Origin of the sequence: Methylocaldum marinum (assembly GCF_003584645.1) — a bacterium.
GTDB lineage: Bacteria > Pseudomonadota > Gammaproteobacteria > Methylococcales > Methylococcaceae > Methylocaldum > Methylocaldum marinum.
This window is the reverse complement of the sequence record NZ_AP017928.1, coordinates 5,571,156-5,594,688: the sequence shown is the minus strand read 5'-3', so window position 1 is coordinate 5,594,688 and position 23,533 is coordinate 5,571,156. Positions and strand designations below refer to the sequence as shown.

The 23,533-nt window shown below is 60.4% G+C and carries 21 protein-coding genes; 15 read left to right on the top strand and 6 right to left on the bottom strand.

All coding sequences use genetic code 11. The features are described from left to right. Positions 1–118 precede the first annotated feature (118 nt). On the top strand, positions 119–658 hold the full coding sequence (locus tag sS8_RS25055; RefSeq protein ID WP_145986679.1) for an HMA2 domain-containing protein: 540 nt from the start codon (positions 119–121) through the stop codon (positions 656–658). Positions 659–768: 110 nt separating this feature from the next. Here the strand turns inward: sS8_RS25055 and sS8_RS25050 are convergent, their stop codons facing one another. From sS8_RS25050 to sS8_RS25040, 3 genes are read right to left on the bottom strand one after another with little or no spacing between them, the layout of a single operon-like run. Beyond that, a complete protein-coding gene (locus tag sS8_RS25050; RefSeq protein WP_119632142.1) occupies positions 769–2,163 on the bottom strand; it encodes a sigma-54-dependent transcriptional regulator in 1,395 nt (464 codons plus the stop codon). Between the two features lie 7 nt (positions 2,164–2,170). Then, on the bottom strand, positions 2,171–3,616 hold the full coding sequence (locus sS8_RS25045; RefSeq protein ID WP_232020429.1) for a sensor histidine kinase: 1,446 nt from the start codon (positions 3,614–3,616) through the stop codon (positions 2,171–2,173). A 16-nt stretch (positions 3,617–3,632) separates the two neighbouring features. Further along, positions 3,633–4,904 (bottom strand): oligosaccharide flippase family protein, encoded by a 1,272-nt coding sequence (locus tag sS8_RS25040; RefSeq protein WP_119632141.1) that lies wholly within the window; start codon positions 4,902–4,904, stop codon positions 3,633–3,635. 470 nt (positions 4,905–5,374) lie between these two features. Here sS8_RS25040 and sS8_RS25035 point away from each other — a divergent pair, with 470 nt between their 5' ends. The 14 genes from sS8_RS25035 (at position 5,375) to sS8_RS29690 (ending at position 20,465) form a co-directional block, all read left to right on the top strand. Then, entirely contained in the window at positions 5,375–5,593 is a 219-nt protein-coding gene (locus sS8_RS25035) for a YezD family protein (RefSeq protein WP_119632140.1), read from the top strand. Positions 5,594–6,102: 509 nt separating this feature from the next. After that, the gene (locus sS8_RS25030) at positions 6,103–7,605 is read left to right on the top strand and encodes an alginate export family protein (protein ID WP_119632139.1); all 1,503 of its coding nucleotides are present in this window, start codon (positions 6,103–6,105) and stop codon (positions 7,603–7,605) included. Between the two features lie 88 nt (positions 7,606–7,693). Then, positions 7,694–8,737 carry a sulfate ABC transporter substrate-binding protein gene (locus sS8_RS25025; RefSeq protein WP_119632138.1) on the top strand — a complete coding sequence of 348 codons (1,044 nt, stop codon included), beginning with the start codon at positions 7,694–7,696 and terminating at the stop codon, positions 8,735–8,737. 100 nt (positions 8,738–8,837) lie between these two features. Beyond that, positions 8,838–9,698 carry an EAL domain-containing protein gene (locus sS8_RS25020; protein ID WP_119632137.1) on the top strand — a complete coding sequence of 287 codons (861 nt, stop codon included), beginning with the start codon at positions 8,838–8,840 and terminating at the stop codon, positions 9,696–9,698. Positions 9,699–10,827: 1,129 nt separating this feature from the next. Beyond that, complete coding sequence (cysK, locus tag sS8_RS25010) at positions 10,828–11,805, top strand: cysteine synthase A (RefSeq protein WP_119633004.1); 978 nt, start codon at positions 10,828–10,830, stop codon at positions 11,803–11,805. Further along, positions 11,802–12,758, top strand: coding sequence for a serine O-acetyltransferase EpsC (epsC, locus tag sS8_RS25005; RefSeq protein WP_119632136.1), 957 nt, complete (start codon positions 11,802–11,804; stop codon positions 12,756–12,758). The genes cysK and epsC overlap by 4 nt, the downstream gene beginning before the upstream one ends. A gap of 125 nt (positions 12,759–12,883) precedes the next feature. Continuing rightward, positions 12,884–13,816 (top strand): family 2A encapsulin nanocompartment shell protein, encoded by a 933-nt coding sequence (locus sS8_RS25000; protein ID WP_119632135.1) that lies wholly within the window; start codon positions 12,884–12,886, stop codon positions 13,814–13,816. Next, positions 13,788–15,710 carry a family 2A encapsulin nanocompartment cargo protein cysteine desulfurase gene (locus sS8_RS24995; protein ID WP_119632134.1) on the top strand — a complete coding sequence of 641 codons (1,923 nt, stop codon included), beginning with the start codon at positions 13,788–13,790 and terminating at the stop codon, positions 15,708–15,710. Before sS8_RS25000 ends, sS8_RS24995 begins: the two co-directional genes overlap by 29 nt. Before the next feature lie 195 nt (positions 15,711–15,905). Further along, entirely contained in the window at positions 15,906–16,028 is a 123-nt protein-coding gene (locus sS8_RS29695) for a hypothetical protein (protein WP_269461481.1), read from the top strand. 386 nt (positions 16,029–16,414) lie between these two features. After that, positions 16,415–17,233: a sulfate ABC transporter permease subunit CysT gene (gene cysT, locus sS8_RS24990; protein ID WP_269461521.1), complete on the top strand. Its 819-nt coding sequence runs from the start codon at positions 16,415–16,417 to the stop codon at positions 17,231–17,233. A gap of 21 nt (positions 17,234–17,254) precedes the next feature. Further along, on the top strand, positions 17,255–18,112 hold the full coding sequence (gene cysW, locus sS8_RS24985; protein ID WP_119632132.1) for a sulfate ABC transporter permease subunit CysW: 858 nt from the start codon (positions 17,255–17,257) through the stop codon (positions 18,110–18,112). 333 nt (positions 18,113–18,445) lie between these two features. Beyond that, positions 18,446–19,537 (top strand): sulfate/molybdate ABC transporter ATP-binding protein, encoded by a 1,092-nt coding sequence (locus sS8_RS24980; protein WP_119632131.1) that lies wholly within the window; start codon positions 18,446–18,448, stop codon positions 19,535–19,537. 125 nt (positions 19,538–19,662) lie between these two features. After that, positions 19,663–20,250, top strand: coding sequence for an RBBP9/YdeN family alpha/beta hydrolase (locus tag sS8_RS24975; protein WP_119632130.1), 588 nt, complete (start codon positions 19,663–19,665; stop codon positions 20,248–20,250). Positions 20,251–20,336: 86 nt separating this feature from the next. Then, positions 20,337–20,465, top strand: coding sequence for a hypothetical protein (locus tag sS8_RS29690; RefSeq protein ID WP_269461480.1), 129 nt, complete (start codon positions 20,337–20,339; stop codon positions 20,463–20,465). A gap of 326 nt (positions 20,466–20,791) precedes the next feature. Here the strand turns inward: sS8_RS29690 and sS8_RS24965 are convergent, their stop codons facing one another. The 3 genes from sS8_RS24965 to sS8_RS24955 form a co-directional block, all read right to left on the bottom strand. Next, entirely contained in the window at positions 20,792–22,264 is a 1,473-nt protein-coding gene (locus sS8_RS24965) for an FAD/NAD(P)-binding protein (RefSeq protein WP_119632129.1), read from the bottom strand. A 63-nt stretch (positions 22,265–22,327) separates the two neighbouring features. Continuing rightward, positions 22,328–22,603 carry a hypothetical protein gene (locus sS8_RS28840; protein WP_197716633.1) on the bottom strand — a complete coding sequence of 92 codons (276 nt, stop codon included), beginning with the start codon at positions 22,601–22,603 and terminating at the stop codon, positions 22,328–22,330. An 81-nt stretch (positions 22,604–22,684) separates the two neighbouring features. Continuing rightward, positions 22,685–23,509, bottom strand: a complete 825-nt coding sequence (locus tag sS8_RS24955; protein WP_232020428.1) for an ATP-binding cassette domain-containing protein — start codon at positions 23,507–23,509, stop codon at positions 22,685–22,687. Positions 23,510–23,533 lie beyond the last annotated feature (24 nt).

Genomic DNA, 23,533 nt, shown 5'->3' with positions numbered 1-23,533 from the left:
GGTCGTTTATTGTCGATTTTCAGTAGCGGATCTGCCGGTGGTAAGACCGGTTGAAGCGGGATACTCCATTCGGAATTCCGGTCTGAGTTGTGTCGGCAACGAACAGGAGGCGGTTGTCATGAGCTCACGCAAGACGCATCGGGCGTGGATGGCCAGCGCCACGGCCGGACGGGTACGGCTGAAATCCCTTCACACCCGCCATAATCCCGCGCTCCTCGAGCGGATAAAGAGCGCATTGGAAGCGAAGCCGGAAGTTTCCCGCGTGCACGTGAACCCGACCGCGGGAAGCTTCACGGTGCATTACGATTCCAGCCGCTGCGACAAGGCCGGAATCCTCAAATCGCTTCAAGATCTCGACGTCATCGTAGAAGGCGTGACGCACGCGCCTTCGGTCGCTTCGCCCGAGACGACATTAACGGTGAATGAGGCGATCGATGATCTCAATCGCCGCCTGAGCCGCTGGTTCGGTCTTTCGGTTGATCTTCGGACCGTATTGCCGCTGACCTTCGTCGGAGCTGGGCTCTGGTCTATAGTCCGGAATGGACTCATGCTCGAAAAGGTGCCGGGCTGGCTTTTGCTCTGGCTGGGCTTCGACCTGTTCGTCAAAACCCGGCCGCACGACGTGGCGCAGCGGAAACCGTCGGCTCATTCTGCCTAGCCGGCCCCGCAGAAAACATTTCGCCGTGCGTTCAGAACCCCCCGTCTCTCGTGGTTCTGAACCACGCGTACGGCCTTCACCGGACTCGACCCTGGAGGTCGATCGACCGTTCAGCTCGATTCTTTCAGTCCGTATTTCCGTATCCGGTAGCGCAGCGTTTCACGGGTCGCGCCGAGGGCGCGGGCGGCGGCGGTGACGTTGCCGTCGTGGCGCTCCAGAGTGGTTCGAATGATGTAACAGTCCATGTCGTCCAGCGCCATGCTCCCGTCCAGCGGAATGAACACTCCGTCCGCCGTCGCCGTATCGTCCGCGGGCATCCCTCTGGCGTCGTTGCGGCGCAACTGCAGCCATTCGGCAGGCAACTGCGGACCCTCGGCGAACAGCACGCAGCGCTCGATGACATTACGCAATTCCCGCACGTTGCCGGGCCAGTCGTGCGCCCGCAGTTCCGCCCAGGCGGCTTCCGGAACCACCTTGACGTGCTTGCCGGCCTTCGCGTTGAACTCGGCCACGAAAAGCTCAACCAGCTCTTCCAGATCCTCCTTGATTTCTCTCAGGGGCGGCAGCGTGAGCTTGAACACGCTCAGGCGATGATAAAGATCCCCGCGAAACTCGCCGCGTCTGACCATGCCCTCCAGATCCCGGTGGCTGGCCGCCAGAATCTGCACGTCGACCGAGATTTCCTTTTCCGAGCCCAGCCGCCGAATCTTCCGGTCCTCGATGGCCTTGAGAAGCTTGGACTGGAGATCCGGGGACATCTCGCCGATCTCGTCGAGAAACAAAGTGCCGCCTTCGGCCTGCTCGAACAAGCCCCGATGCCGCGCCAAGGCGCCGGTGAAGGCTCCCGCCTCGTGCCCGAACAATTCGGATTCCAGAAGCTCGCGCGGCAGCGCCGCGCAATTGAGTTCGATCAACGGGTTTTCCGCCCGCTTTCCGCCGTAATGCAGGATGCGGGCCACCAGGCCCTTGCCGGTGCCGGTTTCGCCGCCGATGATCAAGGCGCTGAACGGCACTCGGGTCAGGCGCGCCAACATCTCGCGCACCCGCTGCGTCGCCCGGCTCTTGCCGACATAGGCTTCCGGCGAATAGCGGCGAAACCGCTGGCGAACCTGCTGGGCAAGCCGCTTTTGGGCCTGGACGCTGCGCGCGGCGGCGGCGACCACCAGGTCCAGCCGCGCCATTTCGCACGGCTTTTCGAGGAAATCGTACGCCCCCAGGCGCAAGGCCCGTACCGAATCCGGGACGCTTCCGTACCCGGTGAGCAACAGCCATTCCGTATTGACGACCTGCCCCTGGAGCGATTCCATGAAATCCAGGACATTGCCGTCCGGCAGATTCATGTCGGACAGGATCAGGAGAGGTTCGAAATCGTGTTCCAGCAACAATTCTCTCGCTTCCTTGAGATCCTTGGCCCACTCCACCTCCCAACCCGCTTTGCGGTAGTGGCGTGTCAGCTCGGAACCGAACAAGGCCTCGTCTTCGACGATCAGCAAAGTATTCAGCATGGCGCACTCAGACCCATTGACAAGGAAGGGTTAAACTCACCCGAGCGCCTTTAGGCTCGACATTGGCCAGATCCAGTTGTCCGCCGAGGTCGCGCGTAAACCGCTGAACCATGGCCAGACCGAGCCCGGTACCGCCGGGCCGCCCGGTTGCAAAAGGACGAATGCCGTTTTCCAGAATTTCCTCCGAGAAGCCCGGCCCATCATCGGTCACCGTGAGGAGAACGTGATTCTCGCCCCGGCAGGCGCGAATGGCTATCGTGCCGTTTTGATCGCCGATGGCTTCCGCCGCATTCAGAATCAGATTGAGCAGGGTCTGCCTCAGGCGGCATCCCGGCAAACGGCAGGCCAAATCGTCCGAGGCGGCCCACTCCAGCCTGATATTCGGCTGGATCTGATAACGAACCAGCGTGACCAGTTCGCGTATCAATACCGCGACCTCGCATTCGCCGACCGGTGCGGGCGTATGCCGCCCGTTGTCGAGCAGTTCGTTGAGCAGCCGGCTCATCCGTTTCAGCTCGGCAATGACCAAATCGACCCTGGCCCCCTGTTCGGCGTCGCCGATTTCATCTCGAAGATTAACGCAGGTCATCTGGATGCCGGCAAGGGGGTTGCGCAATTCATGGGCGATGCCGGCTGCCAGTTCGCCTACCGCCGCCAATCGTTCGGTCCGGGACAAACTGGCCTGCTGCTCCAGCAAGGCCCGTGTCGCCGCGCGCACTTCCGCTTCCAGGGATTCCGCATGATGGCGCTTGGCTTCCTCCAGTTCGGCCAGCCGCTTCACCATATCGTTATAGCTGCTGAACACCGGGAGCAGGAGCGAATCGATCCGTGCGGTTTCGATCGGTGTGAAATCTTCATGGGCGAGACGCAAAAGCAGTTCCTTGAGATTATTCAGCGGCGCCAGGATTTGACGACGGAAGAACAGCCCGCCGAACAGCAGGATGGTCGCCAGCGTTCCGAACACCATGACGATTTCGGTCCGGGTCGTCCGGCCGATCTCCTCCACTAATCTTTCCCGCTCCAAGGTCTCTTCGTCCAACATGGCGCTGGTAATCTTCAAAGCGCGCAGCAAAAGCGCTTCCTGACGCTCGGGCGGAAGACGCTCGCGACTGATTTCGACGACCAGTCTGCTGACCTCGGTGAGTTTGTCCGGGGTACCGGCCGCCACGTGATAATCGTGCCGCGCCAGTTCGGCAAGTCGGATCGAAAGCTCGGAAAGCTGTTGCGCATGCACGCGGCGGTTTGGACCGGTCGTAAAGTAACCCGTCAACGCGTCCTGCAACTTGAAGGCCACCTCCTGAATGTGATGCGCATAACCGACGTAGGCGCGCATGGTTTCGAACCGTTCGAGGTTGCGCCAGATCATGCCGCCGAGCAGGATGAGCACCAGCAATAAAAGGCCGAGCAGCGCCCAACCCCGAACTTGGGCATAGCGATAGGAAAAAGGTTTCACGGACGGGTTCTCTTATTTAAGCGACTTCTTTCAAATGTCGATACGTCTGAAAACGCAAGCGGACGAACAGAAAGCACATCGACAAAGTGTATCCGTAAGCCGCGCCGACCGCGCCGAATCGGTCGGACAAATAAAAGCCAAATACCAGATTGATCGCCACCGCATAGCTGGTGGTAATGAACACGCTGCGGCTCCGCTTCATGAACTGCAGGTAATACGGCGAGTCGGAAAAAAGGGCGCTGACCGAGGCACCCACCGCAAGCACGCAAAGCACTTCGTAGCCGTGGCTGAAGTTGGGACCGAACCAATCGAGGATATTCTGCCCCAGCACCACGACTCCGCCCAGAAAAACGATCGCCAGGCCACCCACGACCATCAGTCTGTGCCGCATCAGCCGGCGCAAGGACAAGGGATCCGAGCGTTCCATGAATATCGACGTCAGCGGCAGATAAAAGCGGTTCGCAGTGTTGGCCAGCAGCACGATGAAGGTGCCGGTCTGAGCGGCGACGGCATAGGTTCCCACGATGGCGTCGGCGGGATAGAGCAGTTCCAGAATGATCACCCCGGATCCCGCCATTACGCTCAGCATCCAGCTGTTCAGCAAAAGCGGCAGCGCCCGTCGTACCCACTTGGCCTTCAGGAAGGACGGCCTGGCCCGCCAGGCGTCTTCCGGCATTGTAAACCGGGCCAACTGGCATATCGCGCTCAGGGTCCACAGCCAGGCCAGACCGTAAGCGCAAGCGACGCCCGCCGCAGTCATCGCAAGGTCGAACAGAAAAATCAAATAGATGAAAAAGAGAAAACTGATCGGCAGAAGCAGGCGGTAAATCATGATGGCTTCGATCTGCCTGCCGTTTGCGGTAACCGCCTCGACCAGAAACAAAGCAGGCGCGATGACCGGCAGACACAACACCAGAATGACGACCGCAACCGGAGCCTTCGTCCCCGCGCCGAGTCCGAGCAACAGCCCCGCGAAAGCCAGGAACAGGCCGCAGAGCAGAACCATTCGCAGGGAGAACATCCAGAATCCCAAGGTGCGGCTCCAGTCCCCTCTTTCCCGATAGACCGGAATGCAGCGCAGTGCATATTTATCCAGTCCGAGCGTGGCCACGGTGGACAAGATGGCTGAGGCCGACAGAGCGACGCTGAACTCGTCGAAATCCGGAACCGAAAGCTTGCGCGCCAGTGTAATATTGATCAGATAGAACAGTAGATAATTCGCCACTGCAAGAACGCACAAGACCAGAGAGCCGGAATATTCGGCGCGCGATACGGACTGAGTCGGCATGAATGCGAGTGTGGGTTATCGTGAAGTTCCGGCCATGCGATTAAGCCGATTTTTTCTTCGTCATTGACGTGGATGTTTCGCCGGTTTTATGACCGACGGATGACATTCGGCAATCGACTGCCGTAAAAGTGCAGGTTTAGCGCACGGTATCCGGGTTTCCATTATGCCAGTCTCGGCTCGATGATTATTCGAAGTTCGACATTCGGTAAAACCATCTGTGCCACGCCCGGTTTTTGCTCCAAGAGAACTTTCTCTTCGCCTTCCTCGTCCTTTCGTTCGCATGCAGCGCGCGCCGCCTTTTATTCCTTCTAGTTATCTAGTTTTTATTTTTTATTCTTTTTTGTTTTACTCATCATTGCTAACATGCGTCCAACGACGATTCGGAGGCTTGGACTTACTCCTGCACAAGGCAGAGTCAAGCCGGCCTCATACAGGAACTTAACATCGGAAAAACAAACAAGGCTCGTGCCATGACTTTCAACAACCGTGCGCCCTTTCAAGATTCACCAACGTCGCCGGCAGTAGCCCAAAAAATCCTGGAAGCCCTGCAGGGGCTCCGTTTTGGCGCAGTCGAGATCATCGTGCACGATGGGCGTATCGTTCAGATCGAACGCAAGGATAAGCTGCGGCTAAATCTTCCCTGCCCCACCGAAACGGCGAGGACGCTCAAGTCCGACAAGGAAACTTGAGTGACCCTGCCCTCCCGTCAGCGCTCCCGCCCAAACTCAACGCGCTGTCGAGCTTAAAAACCCGCCTCACCGGACCACCGGAGGTTTCATAAAAAAATATCGGCGAACCGACCGGACCACCGGAAGTTCTCGCGCCGCGGAAAGCCGGCAACGATACCGATCGTTGGCGTCGACGCAGCACTACGTGAGGACGACACCATGCAAGACCGACATCTTAAGTACGCCATCACCCTGTTCGGGCCAGGCGTGTCCATGCTTCATTCGGAGCATCCCCAGGCCATCACTCGCGTGAACGTCTCTTTCGATTCGCTCCGAGAGCGATGGCAGAAATACAACCGACCATACCCTGATTCAAACGAGTTCGACGGCTCTAAGGAAACTCTGAATAGGCCCTCTCCCTCTGGGAGAAGGTTGGGTGAGGGCCTGTTGGATCAATCCGTTGCACAGGCCGCTTCTCCGAGTTGCAGACTTGATCAGAGTTCCCCTAACTCAAAAAGAAAGGTGAAACGATGAAGCCTCGTATTCCGAGCGCCTTACAAGGCTCGATCCTTGTAAGCCAGCTCTTGAGCCTGTCGGGCTTGGCCGGCGCCGAAGACTACTATCGCCCGACTCGCGGTTACCGGACCGAGCCGCACTACGAACCGCCCCGCTACGTGCGCAATCTGAGCAAAACTCAGTTCAAGGAATTCCGCGACATTACTTGGTTGAACGTCGGACTCGACTTCCGCGCCCGGTACGAGTACCGCGAAAACGATTTCCGGCCCTGGACGGACACATCATCGGGAACTGCGGTCCGAAGATTCCGTCCGGAGCCCGACAATATCTGGCTGCTGAGAACTCGCGCCTATCTGGGCATCCAGGACATCCTCGATCCCTTCCGCTTCGCCGTGGAATATGAAGATGCGCGCAGCTACAACAGCCTGTATGAACGGGATAACGGCACGACCAACGAGTTCGAGCTGATCCAGGGGTATGCGGAGCTGTATTTTCGTAATGCGCTGGGCGAAGACCGTCCTTTGAGCATTCGCGCCGGGCGCATGAGTCTCGAGTTGCTGGACCGAAGATTGATCGGCAACAACCAGTTCCGCAACACGACCAACAACTTCGAAGGTTTTCGGGTCAGCTTCGGGAAGCGGCAAAACGATTGGGATCTGGACACCTTCGCATTGCAGCCGGTCCAGCGTTTGAAATACGAGTTCGACCGCCCCGACGAAAAAACATGGATCTACGGCGGCGTGCTCAGCATCCGGCGGTGGTCGGATTTCATCACGGTTCAGCCCTATTTCCTCGGACGCAAGCAGAACGGCGATCTCGCCGCCGGCCTGACCGACCGCGACATTTACGCGCCCGGTTTGCGCGTCTACGGCTTTTTCGGCAAAACCGGCTTCGATTTCGACGCCGACATCAACAAGCAATTCGGCCGTTCCGGGCAAATCCGCACGGTGCAAGGAAGCCGCGTGCAGGCCAATCTCCAGCATGACGCACTGGCCTACTCGCTGGAACTCGGCTACACCTTCGATCACGCCTGGAAACCAAGAGTCAGCGCCTACTACGGCTACGGCACCGGCGACAGGGGACAAACGGACGGCAGAAACGAACGCTTCGATATCTTTTACGGCTTCAACCAGCCCTGGTCGCGCAGCGACTATTTCTCCTGGGACAACATCCATGCGCCCAAAGCGAGATTGCAGTTTTCACCGTTCAGGGATGTTCGCGTCGAGACCGGCTACAACGCGTATTGGCTGCAGAGTGAAACGGACGCATGGAACCGCGCCAACCTACGCGACGCCACGGGTCGAAGCGGTAGCTTCCTGGGCCATGAGTTCGACATCCGTTTCGTGCACAAACTCAACCCTTACATGGATTGGAGCCTGAGCTACGCCCGTTTCACACCGGGCGATTTCACCAAGGACGTGGGCAAGAGACAAGGGGCCTTCACCTCGGAGCCGAGCAACTTCTTCTATTTCGAGGTCAACCTGAACGCTTTCGGCGACGGCAATCCCAAGCTCTGATCTCAGGAAGACAAAACGAAAAAAGAACGATTGCTTGACCACTACGACCTACCACTTTTCTCCCAACAAATATCAAGGAGCCCTCTCAATGACATTTAAAAATCTAAGAAACACGTTGAACGTCGTTCTCCTCGGCACGGTTCTGGCCGCTTCCACTTTGGCCGAAGCCGCCAACTTCAGCCTGCTCAACGTCTCTTACGACCCTACCCGCGAGTTTTACGAGGAATACAACGCGGCCTTTGCCAAGTACTGGCTTGAGAAGACAGGCGACACGGTAACCGTCAAACAATCCCACGGCGGCGGCGGCAAGCAGGCGCGCGCCGTGATCGACGGACTGGATGCGGACGTAGTGACGCTGGCCCTGGCCTACGACGTCGATCAGTTGTATCAAAAAGCCAAGCTGATTCCGGAAAACTGGCAGTCTCGCCTGCCGAATAACAGCGCCCCCTATACCTCGACCATGGTGTTCCTGGTACGCGAAGGAAATCCGAAAGGCATCAAGGATTGGGACGACCTCGCCAAATCCGGCACTTCAGTGGTCATGCCCAATCCGAAAACCTCGGGCGGTGCCCGCTGGATCTATCTCGCCGCGTGGGGCTACGGATTGAAAAAGCACGGAAGCGAAGCGGCCGCCAAGGACCTGGTACAGAGGATCTACAAAAATGCCGCGGTACTCGACACCGGCGCGCGCGGCTCGACCGTGACCTTCGCCGAGCGGGAGATCGGCGACGTACTCGTTACCTGGGAAAACGAAGCCCATTTGATACTCAAGGAATACAGCCGCTCCAGCAGCGCCGAAAACGGCAACCACAAGTTCGAACTGGTCACCCCGTCCCTCAGCATTCTGGCCGAACCGCCGGTCACCGTGGTGGACAAGGTCGCCAAGAAGCATGGAACGGAACAGCTGGCAACGGCGTATCTGGAATACCTCTATAGCAAGGAGGGCCAGGAACTCGCCGCGAAGCATTTCTATCGGCCCGGCGATCCGGAGACCCTGGCGAAATACGGCAATCAGTTCAAAAAGCTCGAGCTGTTCAAGATCTCGGATGTTTTCGGCGACTGGAACAAGGCCCAAAAGACCCATTTCTCGGACGGCGGCGTGTTCGATCAAATTTACGGCTCCGGACGCTAAGCATTCCGGGATCGGCTAACTGAGCTACGGAGCCTTAAACCCGCTGGCAGGCCGGGATCGTCTGCCGCCCCGTGGCCACTTTCGATCAAGGAGATTTCCCATGCCATTGCAGCAACTCGTCGAATATTTCAATCAGTGGTTCACCGAAGAGCAAGGATTAACCCAACCACCGCTCCAGCTCAATGGCACGCGGGTCGAAGGACGCTTCGGGACCGTGCATATCGGCAGCGTTCTACAACCGGTGCGCCTGGCCGAATCGCCGGCGCTCGTGATCGGCCACGATGCGTCCTCGCTCATACCCGACGCGCCCCATGGTTCGGATTCGCCGCTCCGTGAGGAAGCTTGGAATAACGGTCCGAACATCGTGAACTTCGATCGTCTGACCCGTACGGTGCATATGCTCAATTACCTTCCGCTCGCCCATGAGAACGGCTATCTGTTCCTCCATGTTCATCCGCAGCACGTTCTTGCCGTGAAGCGCGACCATGGTGCCTATTTCGAAGGCATCATCGAGCGCTGCGGGCTCTCGACCCGCCGCGTGGTCATTACGCTGCAGATCAGCCCGATCTACGATCGCCACCTCGTTCTGTTGCTCGCACGCATGAGAAATTACCGCGACCGCGGCTACTCGACGGCGATCAAATTCGACGCCCGCACCGGCGAAGGCTTCATCGAACGGTATTGCATCGAGTTCCTCTACCGCTTCACGCCCGATTTCGTGCGGTTCGACACCCGTTTTTTCCCGAAACCGGCCCGCGATGCGGAAAATTACCGCAGGCGCTCTTCCCTGCTCCTGGCTGTTCGCCGCCTCGACACCCAGTTACTGATCGAAGGCGTCAATAACGAGGCCGATGCCGACCTCGCAAAGCTGCTGCAAGCCGATTTGGTCAAGGGTAGCCACTACGAGCGGAATTTCGTTCCTACCACGGATCGCAATCTTGCGGATACGGCGTGTTATTGACCCGGCTCACAATAACGTTCGCCCTGAGCTTGTCGAAGGGCGCTCGGCTTGGGGCTTCGACAAGCTCAGCCCGAACGGAATCAATAGGGTATTTAAGGGCCGGATTAATAGGCCGGGGCTTATTCCAAATCGCTTTCAATCAGGCATTCATTTTTTGTAGGGTGGGTTAGGCCGCGAGGCCGTAACCCACCGAGCGACCTCGGACCTGTCCTGAGCCCAGTCGAAGGGGCGGTGGGTTACGCGGAGCCGAAGGGCCTGTCCTGAGCGGAGTCGAGGGGCCTGTCCTGAGCGGAGTCGAGGGGCCTGTCCTGAGCGGAGTCGAAGGGCCTGTCCTGAGCGGAGTCGAAGGGCCTGTCCTGAGCGGAGTCGAAGGGCCTGTCCTGAGCGGAGTCGAAGGGCCTGTCCTGAGCGGAGTCGAAGGGCCTGTCCTGAGCGGAGTCGAAGGGCCTGTCCTGAGCGGAGTCGAAGGGCCTGTCCTGAGCGGAGTCGAAGGGCCTGTCCTGAGCGGAGTCGAAGGGCCTGTCCTGAGCGGAGTCGAAGGGCCTGTCCTGAGCGGAGTCGAAGGGCCTGTCCTGAGCGGAGTCGAAGGGCCTGTCCTGAGCGGAGTCGAAGGGCCTGTCCTGAGCGGAGTCGAAGGGCCTGTCCTGAGCGGAGTCGAAGGGCCTGTCCTGAGCGGAGTCGAAGGGCCTGTCCTGAGCGGAGTCGAAGGGCCTGTCCTGAGCGGAGTCGAAGGGCCTGTCCTGAGCGGAGTCGAAGGGCCTGTCCTGAGCGGAGTCGAAGGGCCTGTCCTGAGCGGAGTCGAAGGGCTAACCCACCATCGATGGGTTTCGCTTCGCTCTACCCATCCTACGATGAATGTTCACTCGAATGTCGAATGGAATGACAACGGGCTAGATACCGACTTACGAGAGTTTGAATACCGGATTCGGCTTTCACGGCCTCAATGGAACTATTCGTTATAAGGATATAACCGTACATAGCCAAATGTTTCTTCTTTGGAACATGGCGCTTTTGTATAGTCAGCACCCATCACGTTGTCTGAGCCGACCGGACCACCGGAAGCCAGTGTGCCCTGAACGGGGCCGCTGGCTTTTTTTTGTCCATCATTCAGGATGTCAAGGAGACAGTCATGTCACATTGGTACGAAGACAATTCGCTTTCCATCGGACGCACGCCTCTGGTACGGCTCAACCGCGTCACCGACGGAGCGCCCGCGACAGTGCTGGCGAAAATCGAAGGACGCAACCCCGCCTATTCCGTCAAATGCCGTATCGGCGCCGCCATGGTCCGGGATGCCGAGCGCCGCGGACTGCTGGGGCCGGGCAAGGAACTGGTGGAGCCGACCAGCGGCAATACCGGCATAGCGCTGGCCTTCGTGGCGGCGGCCCGCAATCTACCGCTCACGCTGACCATGCCGGAAACCATGAGCCTAGAACGCCGCAAGCTGCTGGCCGCTTACGGCGCCAGGCTGGTGCTGACGGAAGGCGCGCGCGGCATGAGCGGAGCGGTGGCCCAGGCGGAAGCCATCGCCGCATCCGATCCGGAGCGCTACGTTCTCCTCCAGCAGTTCAGCAACCCGGCGAATCCGGCCATCCACGAGCAAACCACGGGGCCCGAAATCTGGAACGATACCGAAGGCGCCATCGATATTTTCGTATCCGGGGTCGGCACCGGCGGCACCATCACCGGCGTTTCGCGCTACATCAAGCAAACCCGCGGCAAACCGATCGTATCGGTCGCCGTGGAACCTGCGGCAAGTCCCGTACTCACCCAGCAGCGCACCGGCCAGCCTCTGAAACCCTCGCCCCACAAGATCCAGGGGATCGGGGCCGGCTTCGTTCCGAAGAACCTCGATCTCTCCCTCGTGGACGAGATCGAACAAGTCACCAATGAAGAAGCGGTCGATTACGCGCGCCGCCTCGCCCGCGAGGAAGGCATCCTGTCCGGCATTTCCTGCGGGGCCGCCGTGGCGGCGGCGGTACGCCTGGCCAAGCAAGCGCGGCACGAAGGCAAAACCATCGTCGTCGTGCTGCCCGACTCCGGCGAACGCTACCTCAGCTCGATCTTGTTCGAAGGCGTGTTCGACGCCAACGGATTCGCCTTATGAACGCCCCAACGTCCGGAACGGAAGCGAAACCTGTGGCGTATCCGCATTGGGAGATCGATTCGATCGTCGCGGACCTTCGCAGCTTGCGGGTCAAATCGCTGGAAAACAGGAACCGCGGAGACCGGCCGCCCAAGCTGCCGTCGCGCAAAGCCTTGATCGGCATCCTGGACGGCCTGTCCGCCGCCTTGTTCCCGAATCGGCTGGGCGCGCCGGGACTCACCGAGGAAGGCGTCGACTACTTCGTGGGCCATACGCTTTTTGCGAGTTTGAGGTCGCTGCACGACCAGGTACTCCTGGAATTGCGCTTCGCTGCCGAAGCGGCCGGCACGAACGGCAACGATCCGGACCGGGAGGCCGCCGAGATCAGCCGGCATTTCGCCGCGCGTCTTCCCCAGGTGAGAGCGCTCCTGGAAACCGATATCGCCGCCGCCTACCAGGGAGACCCCGCCGCGCGAACCATCGACGAGGTGCTGGTTTGCTATCCGGGAATCACGGCCATCACCTATCACCGGCTCGCCCACGCGCTGCATCGGCTCGGTGCGCCGCTGGTCGCCCGCATCATTTCCGACATCTCGCATTCGGCGACCGGCATCGATATCCATCCGGGAGCGGAAATCGGCGACAGTTTTTTCATCGATCACGGCACCGGGGTGGTCATCGGGGAAACCTCGATCATCGGCCGGCGGGTGCGCTTGTATCAAGCGGTCACCCTGGGAGCCAAGCGTTTTCCGGCGGACGAAAACGGCGTCCTGATCAAAGGAAACGCCCGCCACCCCATCGTCGAGGACGACGTGGTGATTTATGCCGGCGCGACCATCCTCGGCCGGGTCACCATCGGCTGCGGATCGACCATAGGCGGCAATGTCTGGCTCACGCGCAGCGTACCGCCGGGAAGCAATGTTACACAGGCACAAACCCGGAGCGAAGTCTTCGACGCCGGTGCCGGCATTTGAGAGGGATCGTCATTCGAGACGGAACTTGGACAGGGAGACGTTCGATACCCCAGAAGGAAGCGGTATCGAAATGGATTGGAGCATAGGGAATCGAAACAGGCAGCAAGCAGCAATAGGAAAAAACAATGGCAGAAAATCAGCACGCTCATATAGCGTTGAGCGACGTGGCGGCCCGCCAGCTCGCCAACGCCACCAAAACCGTCCCGCAGATGGTGTCCATCACCCCGCGCTGGCTGGTCCATCTACTGCCCTGGGTGGGCGTCGAAGCGGGTATTTACCGACTGAACAAGGTCAAGGACGAGTCGCGGGTCCTGACCGCCTGCTCCCAGCTCGACGAGCGGGAGTTGCCGGAGACCTTCGTCGATTATGAAGAAAATCCGCGCGAGTATTTTCTGAGTTCGGTAACCACCGTGGTCGACATCCACACCCGGGTGTCCGATCTGTACAGCAGCCCCCACGACCAGATCCAGCAGCAGCTGCGCCTGGCCATCGAGACCATCAAGGAACGCCAGGAAAGCGAGCTGCTCTACAACCAAGATTACGGCATGCTCAACAACGTGGTTCCGGAACAGCGGATCCAGACGCTGACCGGCGCCCCCACGCCCGACGATCTGGATGAACTGATTTCGATCGTCTGGAAGGAGCCCGCGTTTTTTCTCGCCCATCCCAAGGCGATCGCCGCGTTCGGACGCGAGGCCACCCGCCGCGGGGTGCCGCCGCCCACCGTCACCCTGTTCGGCACGCCGTTCCTCACCTGGCGCGGCATTCCGCTGATCCCGACCAACAAGCTGAAGATCGTCGACGGCAAGACGCAAATTCTGCTGCTCCGCACCGGCGAGAGCCGGCAAGGCGTGGTGGGTCTCTATCAACCGGGCATCTCCGGCGAGCAGGGTCTCGGACTCGCGGTGAAGTTCATGGGCATCGATCGCAAGGCGATCGCCTCGTACCTGATTTCGCTGTACTGCTCATTGGTGATCTTGACCGATGACGCGATCGGGGTGCTCGATAACGTGGAAGTGGGGAAATACCATGACTACAAGCCCGAATATCGGAAATAAGGGCGACGCTGCCGTCAGGCCGGGTTCGATACCGAATCCGGACGCGGACCATACCGGGGAATGGGAAAACGCGGCTTTCGGCGGGAAATTCCCGCCGGAGGCCGCGGCGCTCGCAAAACTCGCCGGCGAGTTGTTCGCGACCCTGCCCGGCCAGACGGCTCCGACCGTGACCGGTCCGGCATCGCCAGGGCAGATCGGCTCGCCGGCCTTGCCTCCGCCACCGGCAGCCGGGCTGCCCGGCGAGGCCGAACTTCGCGCGTTGCCCGGCGCGCTGACGGGCGCAACGGCACCCTCGCCGCTGCCAATCGTCCCCACGCCGGCCCCAGTCTTTGTCGAATCGCCTTCTTTCTACTTCCTGGACTCGGTCCGGGCGACGCCGCCCCGCGCGGTGCCGGCCTTGAACCTCGCACCCCGCGGCGGGCTGGACCCCGCTTCTTTCGGAGGCCACCCGGTATCGCCGGGTAACACGCTGCCGGGAGATCCATCCGTTCCGAATCTCCCGGCAGCCGCGGCATCACCCGCGGTTGCCGCAGCCCCGGCTTCCGGAACCTCGCTCTACTTTCTCGATGACGCGCGCTCGTTCGCCCGGACACCCGCAACGCCCCCGGCCGGTTCGACCGAGTTCCGGCCCGAAACATTGGCCGGTCTCGCTTCCGCGCATCCGGCGTTCGACGTGCATGCCGTGCGCCGCGACTTTCCGATCCTGGAAGAACGCGTGCACGGCCGCCCCCTGGTCTGGCTGGACAACGCCGCCACGACCCAGAAGCCGCAAGCGGTCATCGACCGCCTCGCTTATTTCTACCGGCACGAGAACTCCAACATCCACCGGGGAGCCCACGAGCTGGCGGCGCGCGCCACCGACGCCTACGAGGCGGCTCGCGACAAGGCGGCGCGGTTTCTCCATGCCGCCTCCAGCGACGAGATCGTGTTCGTCCGCGGCGCCTCCGAAGCCATCAACCTGGTCGCCCAGTCATGGGGCCGCCGCCATATCGGCAAGGACGACGAAATCGTGATTACCTGGCTGGAGCACCATGCCAATATTGTTCCCTGGCAGCAATTGTGTCTCGAAGTGGGTGCCCGCCTGCGCGTCGCCCCGGTGGATGACCTCGGCCGTGTAATGCTGGACGAGTACGAAAAGCTGCTCGGCCCGCGCACCCGGCTGGTGGCCTTTTCCCAGGTATCGAACGCCCTGGGCACGGTGACGCCGGCTCGGGAAATGATCGAGATCGCGCACCGCTATGGCGCAAGAGTGCTGGTGGATGGTGCCCAGGCGGTTTCCCATCTTCGGGTGGACGTGCAAACCCTGGACAGCGACTGGTATGTGTTCTCGGGCCACAAGGTGTTCGGTCCCACCGGGATCGGCGTGCTGTACGGCAAGCTCGATCTGCTCAATACCATGCCTCCCTGGCAGGGCGGCGGCAACATGATCCGGGACGTCAGTTTCGAGCAAACGCTCTACCAGCCGGCTCCCGCACGTTTCGAAGCGGGCACCGGCAATATCGCCGATGCGGTGGGACTTGGCGCGGCACTCGATTATCTGGAACGGATCGGGCTCGAGAACGTGTCCCGCTACGAGCACGAACTGCTTCTCCATGCCACGCGGGGGCTCGCCGGCATACCCGGCTTGCGGATCATCGGTACCGCTCCGGACAAGGCCGGGGTGATCTCTTTCGTACTGGAAGGGATTCGCTCGGAAGCGGTCGGCGAAGCGCTCAACCGGGAAGGTATCGCAGTCCGCTCCGGGCATCATTGCGCACAGCCGATTCTGCGCCGTTTCGGTGTCGAATCCACCGTGCGACCGTCACTCGCACTCTACAACACCCGCGAAGAGATCGATGCGCTGGTGGTTGCCGTGCGGCGCATCGGGGAGGGCAGCAGCGTGCTGCGGTATTGATCCGGCCGCGCGGGACCCGGGACGGAAAGTTCGAGCAAGAGCCCGCTGCGCGGCCGGCTGCTTTCCCGTCCCGGGCACCCTTCACATCACGCCTCCCTCTCGGGGTTAGAGCATTTTCATATCCACCTTGGGGAAACAAGCGAGCAGGCCGGGAATCCCTCCCAATCGCAAACGGCGTCTCCGGGGAGCGCCCGAATGACCCTTCCAATCGCAAACGGCGTCTCCGGGAGCGCCGAAGCCGCCCTTCCCGGCGCCGTGCTCCGACCGAGCGTCTTTGTCGGCAAGGGATTGCCGACCTACGACCGTGCCGCCTTGTAGGTCGGGAATCCTTTCCCGACGCCGTGCTCCGACCGAGCGTCTTTGCCGGCAAGGGATTGCCGACCTACGACCGTGCCGCCTTGTAGGTCGGGAATCCTTTCCCGACGCCGTGCTCCGACCGAGCGTCTTTGCCGGCAAGGGATTGCCGACCGTACCGCAGTAGGTCGCGAATCACTTCGCGACATTACGCCGCTAAACCCGTGGGTTTGATCTTGATTTCAAAGACGGTGTCTACGAATGCTTGCCGGTTTTTCCGGCAGGACCGGAACCCTCTTTAATAACGTTTTCGCATAACAACATTTAGCCTAATTCTTTTATTGAATATTGGATTGCTGTTATCGTACCGCCTCACACACCGAGATCTAACGGGAGTTCATTTTTCGATGCTGAAAAGGCAAAGCGTGCTGCCCGGATTTTCGATCACCCTGGGATTCACCTTAACTTACCTGAGCCTCATCGTGCTGGTGCCGCTATCGGCAACTTTCCTGAAAAGCGCCACCCTGGGCTGGGACGGATTCTGGGCGGTGATCACCACGCCGCGGGTATTGGCTTCTTATAAGCTGACGTTCGGTGCCGCCCTGGCCGGCGCCTGCATCAACGCGGTATTCGGGCTGTTGGTGGCCTGGGTCCTGGTCCGCTACGAGTTTTTCGGCAAGAAATTCGTGGATGCCGTCGTGGACTTACCGTTTGCCCTACCGACCGCGGTCGCCGGCATCGCCCTGGCGACGCTGTATTCGAGCAAAGGCTGGATCGGACAACTGTTTTCCCCGCTGGGCGTCAAGATCGCGTACACGCCGATAGGCGTGATCCTTGCCTTGACCTTCATCGGTCTGCCCTTTGTCGTTCGCACGGTTCAGCCGGTGCTGGAAGATTTCGAGACCGAACTCGAGGAAGCGGCGGCCAGCCTCGGCGCCGACCGCTGGCAGATCTTTCAGAAGGTCATCCTGCCGACCTTGCTCCCGGCGCTATTGACCGGATTTGCCCTGGCCTTCGCCCGCGCCGTCGGGGAGTACGGGTCGGTCATTTTCATTGCCGGCAATATTCCGATGGTATCCGAAATCACGCCGCTGCTGATCATCACCAAGCTGGAACAGTACGACTACCCCGGCGCCACGGCTCTGGCGGTTTCCATGCTGGCCGTGTCGTTCGGCCTGTTGTTGGCCATCAACGGCCTTCAGCACTGGAGTCAGCTGCGCCGCGCCTGATCCGTCACAAGGAGTGCCCGAATGTCTTCAATCGCCCTAACTTCACCGATAAGCCGGTCCGCCGGCCGCACCCGCCGCGAACCGGCACCGGTGCGCTGGCTGCTGATCGGCCTTGCCCTGCTTTTTCTGACCGGCTTTCTATTCCTGCCCTTGGCCGTGGTTTTCACCCAGGCCCTGAGCAAAGGCTGGGCGGCCTACGGAGCGGCACTGATCGAGCCCAATGCGCTTTCCGCCATGCGGCTGACCCTGCTCGCCGCCGCCATCGCGGTGCCGCTGAACCTGGTGTTCGGCGTCGCCGCGGCCTGGGCGATCGCCAAATTCCAGTTTCGCGGAAAAAGCCTGTTGATGACCCTGATCGACCTTCCGTTCTCGGTATCGCCGGTGGTATCCGGGTTGATCTACGTACTGCTGTTCGGCCTCCAGGGCTGGCTCGGCCCGTGGCTGCAGGATCACGACATCAAGCTGATCTTCGCCGTGCCGGGTATAGTCCTGGCCACGATTTTCGTGACCTTCCCGTTCGTGGCCCGCGAACTGGTCCCGCTCATGCAGGCGCAGGGCAGCGAGGAAGAAGAAGCCGCCATCGTCCTGGGTGCTTCCGGCTGGCAGACTTTCTGGCGAGTCACCCTGCCCAACATCAAATGGGGATTGCTGTACGGCGTGATCCTCTGCAACGCCCGCGCCATGGGCGAATTCGGCGCGGTCTCGGTGGTGTCGGGCCACATTCGGGGAATGACCAACACCGTCCCGCTGCACGTGGAAATTCTGTACAACGAATATAACAGCACGGCGGCCTTCGCGGTGGCGTCCATCCTGGCGCTGCTCGCCTTGCTGACGCTGGCGGCCAAGACCCTGGTGGAATGGCAATTACACCGGCGATAGCCCGCAAGCCGGGTTAGCGAAACCTAATTCCATTCGGCATTCGAATGAACATCAATCGTAGGATGGGTCGAGCGAAGCGAAACCCATCGATGGCGGGTAGAAGCGAAGCTAAACCGACCATCGATGGCGGATTAGCCCTTCGACGGAGCTCAGGACAGGCCCTTCAACAGGCTCAGGACAGGCTCCGCGTAACCCGCCGATCGAGATTGCTCGGTGGGTTACGGCCTCCGGCTTAACCCACCCCAAAAAAATCAATGACGTATTGAAACGATTTGGAATAACCCGCCGAATCAGACGTCTCCAAGCCGCCATCCAATCTCGGGAGCATTTCACATGAGCATCGAAATCAAAAACGTCGAAAAATCGTTCGGCGGCTTCAAGGCTTTGAAGAACATCAGCCTGGACATAGGCAGCGGCGAACTGGCGGCGCTGTTGGGACCCTCCGGCTGCGGCAAGACCACCCTGCTGCGCATTATCGCGGGGCTCGAAGCACCCGATTCGGGGTCCATCCTGTTTCATGGCGAGGATGCGACCGATCGCCATATCAGGGACCGCCAGGTCGGATTCGTGTTCCAGCATTACGCCTTGTTCCGGCACATGACGGTATTCGAGAACATTGCCTTCGGACTCCGTGTCCGACCAAGAAGGCAGCGACCGCCGGAGCGAGAAATCAGACTCAAGGTGAACGATTTGCTGAAACTGGTGCAACTGGACTGGCTGGCCGATCGCTATCCGGGCCAATTGTCCGGCGGGCAACGCCAGCGTATCGCCCTGGCCCGGGCCTTGGCGGTGGAGCCCAAGGTGCTGCTTCTCGACGAGCCGTTCGGCGCTCTCGACGCCAAGGTCCGCAAGGACTTGCGGCGCTGGCTAAGACGTCTGCACGACGAATTGCACGTCACCAGCGTATTCGTCACCCACGATCAGGAAGAAGCTCTCGAGGTTGCCGACCGGGTGGTTGTGCTGAACGAAGGACGGATCGAACAAATCGGCACGCCCGACCAGGTATACGAACATCCGGCAACACCCTTCGTTTACCAGTTTCTGGGCGACGTCAACCTGTTCCACGGGCGCGTTCACGACGGCCATGCCCGCATCGGCGAGACCGATCCGGAGCCGGCCGATTCCCCGGAACAACCGGAATCCGCCGTTTTTTACGTACGTCCCCATGAAATCGAGATCCTCAGGGACCGCGGCGTCGGCACCATCGCCGCCAGGATCAACGACATCCGCCCGCTCGGAGCCACCGTTCGCATCGAACTGGAACGCATCGACGGCCGCGGCGCCGTGGAAGTCGAGCTGACACGGGATCAGTTCGCCCGCAAAAATTTTCGCGAAGGCGAACAAGTCCACCTTCAGCCGAAAAGACTCAGAACCTTCGACGCCCGTGTAAAACCGGCTGATCCGTTGGAAGCCGCCAATCTGTAGCGTCGACCGGCGGCGAAATCGCGTCTTCTCCCGATTTATCGGCCGGTTTAATAAGATCCGGGAGGCGGGCACGCTCCATCCCGAACCGGTCCGGCCACGACTGTAAACTGCAATTGGAGGTTCACATGCAAAACCCGGTTCTCATTCTCCCCGGCCTCGGCAACTCCGATTCCGAACACTGGCAAACCCGTTGGGAGAACAACAATCCCGCGTTCCGACGGGTTCAGCAAAGAGACTGGGACGCACCGGTCTGCGAAGAATGGCTGGAACAGCTGGAAATTGCGGTGGCGGATTCCGGACCGCAAACCGTGCTCGTCGCCCACAGCCTGGGCTGTCTCCTGGTTGCCCACTGGGCACAGCAAACCCTTCACAGGATCCACGGCGCCCTACTGGTGGCGCCTCCCGATCCCGCGCAGCCGAGCTTTCCACCCCGGGTCCGGGGATTTTCGCCGGTGCCCGCCGCGGCCTTTCCGTTTCCCAGCACGGTCGTCGCCAGCCCCGATGATCCCTACGCCAGCTCGGCGTATGCCCGGCGCTGCGCGGCGGACTGGGGCGCGCGCTTCGTCGAAATCGAGCCGTGCGGGCATATCAACGCGTCAAGCGGCTTGGGTGACTGGGAGGAAGGGTTCGAATTGCTGCGCCACTTGATCGACAACGGGGGTCAGGCAGAGCTTCCTCGAGTCTCCACTTCCTCCGCGAGCGGATTGGGATGAGGGCAGCGCGTTGGTATTCGAAGGCCTCGAGTCGCGTAAATTGCTGGATGACATCGACCGCATAGCCCCCCAGTGACGCAACCGTTTTGATCGTCTTCGAAACTGTTCATCCCGGCACCCTGTTTCTGGACGAGGTCGCCATGCGGGTCATCACGGCGGCCAACGTACATCTGGAGGAAACCGTCTTTCGGACGACGTTCGCGTATTGCGAGTGAAACCAGGTGCACACGGCACGCCTCCTGGGTATCAGCCGGAATGTGCTAAGGCACCGGCTCGCTCTCTACGGAATGCTGCCCGGCACACGCCGTTCGCGGCGGACCGAAGGGCTGGAAACCGCCCCCGAAAACAACGGATGCCCCCCGCAGCCCGGCTCCTCCGAAACGTGCTAGGAGCCTATCCCAGTAGGCTCAAGAAACCCTTCGACAAGCTCAGGGCGAACGGCATACCGGGATAGGCTCTAAGACGTTGTGCGGTACCCGGACCGAAACGCCGGGCGAGGGCGGGGACGCGCAGAGCGCGCGGTGTGACGTCCCGGGACGGTTCAGTCCCGAACCGAAGCGACCGGTTCGGCCGGCTCTCGCACTCTCGCTGCGGCATGACGAGGCAGAGACGTCAACAGCCGTTCCGCCAGCTGCAGAGCCTGACCCCGGATTTCGGGAACAGCAGTCGTTTCCCAAAGGGTTCCTTTTCGGGGCGGACCAAGCGTGAAAAGAAACTCGGAAGCGCATCCTTCCGCGTTGATCAAGGCTCCGTCGGGCGCAACCGCCAGCCCGAAGGACAGGAAATCGGGCACTGCCATTCCTCGCCGAATGAGATTCTCGGTAAGCGGATGCTTGAGCTTTCGGTAATCGCATTCCGACCCGGTGCAATTGACGACGCGATCCACCCGTAAGACCTTTCGTTCGCCGCTTCCGCGCAAGCGTATAGTTACATCGACCCCGTGCTCGTCTTCGACGAAGCGCTCTACTCGTCCGGCGTGAACCGTCAACCGACCGGAATCGATCATTACATGCAATTTTTCTGCGGCGACCGGCGCGAGTTGGTGCCGGTGATTGTCCCAGAATGTCCGAAGGTGACGGAGAAAACGCCGTTTTTCCCGGAGAGGAAGCGAGCTCCAAATCAGTGCGGTGCAAGGCCGTACCGCGCTGATAAGCGACCGCCAACCCTGACCGGTCCTCAATTGCGTGCGAAACCGTCGCAGCAACGACCTGACTGTGAGGGGCTCCTCGCCGAAATCAACCCGGCACAGGTTTTCCGAAGAGGCGCAATGAACCGGAGGTAGCCGCCCATGCCGAGAAACCACGTGGATCCGACCTTGGAAATCACGGTCGTGAAGCGAAATGGCCAGATCGACCATGGTCAAACCCGATCCGATAATTAAACAGGCCTCGTCTCGGTTTGTGATCGGAGACCCGCGCTCCAGCCACGGATTACGCCAATAACGGGTGCTCCGGTAAAACGAGTCATCGGCTACGGGCGGGTCCGCCGGCGGGAAATTACCCAGAGCGAGCACGACCCGGTGTGCCTGGATCATGTTCCCGCTTCGCAGCTTGAGGATCTGTAAGCCATCGCTAGCGACAATATCTACCACCTCGTCGTACACAAGGGCCAGGTCGACACCCGGACGCGCACCGGCCAGCGCCCGCTTGAACACCCCGTGCAGATATTCGCCGTAAATACGCCTCGGAAGAAACGCGTGTGGAGAAACTTCGTGTCCTGGGAAAGAACCGGCTAAGTCGTGTTGTCGATCGAGAGCCCACTGCAGAAAGTCGTCCGGGTAATTCGGAAAAGCGCTCATATCGCCCGCCCGTACATTGAGCAAATGGCAATCCTCGCGGGTGGAATAAGCGACGCCGCGACAGAATCGCTCAGGATGACGCTCGATCAGTATGATCCGCAACGGATCACTGGCCCGCCTCAGAAGATGAACGGAGACCATGGTACCGGCGAAGCCGGCTCCGACGATGGCGATAGTGCCATCCGATTGAACGCGATCGCCGCTTGCAGCTGTCATTGAATAAGCTCCTGTATGTCAGGTGTGGGAAATTCGGTTGGCGTCACCGGCCTCGCTCCGACCTTAGTCAGGCGAGCATTCTATGGGCGTATGCCTTTGGGAGAACAGAACGGTAACGCACGATTTCGTGGTTATCGTAGTAGGTAGGGGATGTGGACTTTTACCGCCCAGGTCGGAAAATCCTTCTCGCAGGGCAGGCAATACCAGCATTCGTCGTATTTCATGTACGCCTTGCAGTTCGTTGTAGAACGCCAGCATCATCTGTCCGCTCCAGTAATCGCAGTTGATGAAGCGGTAACCTTTGGCGTTCGCCGTATACCCCCAATACGGTCCGGTCACGTAAGCGCAGGCCGTACCACCAGGATGTCGGTAGCCAGAACATTCAGATCGGAGATCATCGTCACGCGCCGTTCCGCCAAGTCAAGTCGCTGACACCAGCCGAACCGGCTCTTGCCGGTTCGGCGCCGATTCGACCGGCTCTCTCCCGAGGATACGCCGCAGAACCTCGCCTTCCAGAGCGGCGAATGCCGAGCTCCCCCGCTCGCGAGGACGTGGCAGCGGAACCGGTATGTCCGCGCTCACTCGTCCGTGCTCCAACATGACGATGCGATCGGCGAGCGTCACCGCCTCAGCGACATCGTGGGTAACCAGCAAAGCAGTGAATCTCTCCTCGAGCCAAATGGTTTCGATCAGAGTTTGCATTTCGATACGGGTGAGCGCGTCCAGCGCGCCCAAGGGCTCGTCGAAAAGCAAAAGGCACGGATGGCTGACCAATGCCCGCGCCAGCGCCACCCGCTGACGCTGACCGCCCGACAATACGGCGGGCCAGCCTTCCGCTCTTTGTTCCAAACCGACCTGCCGGAGCGCTCGGCGGGCGTATTCCTGCCAGTTGCCGGCCAATCCCACCCCCACGTTGTCCAGGACCTTGCGCCAGGGCAGCAGGCGCGCTTCCTGGAACATCACCCGGATTTCGCCGTTCAGCTGGGTCTCCGAACCGCTGCTAACCCGGATATCTCCGCCATCCGGCCTTTCCAAGCCCGCGATCAGGCGCAGCAAAGTGCTCTTTCCGCAACCGCTGCGGCCGACGACTGCGACGAACTCGCCCGACCCTATCGCCAGGCTCAGTTCCTTCAACACCTCCACGGCGCCGTAAGCTTTACGCACACCTTCGACCTCGAGGCGCAAGCCGCTCCGCCGATCCGTAGATGTCGCCATCGAGACAAGGCTAACGGGTTTCCAAATCATGTTTTTTCCCTCCTTCGCGATGGA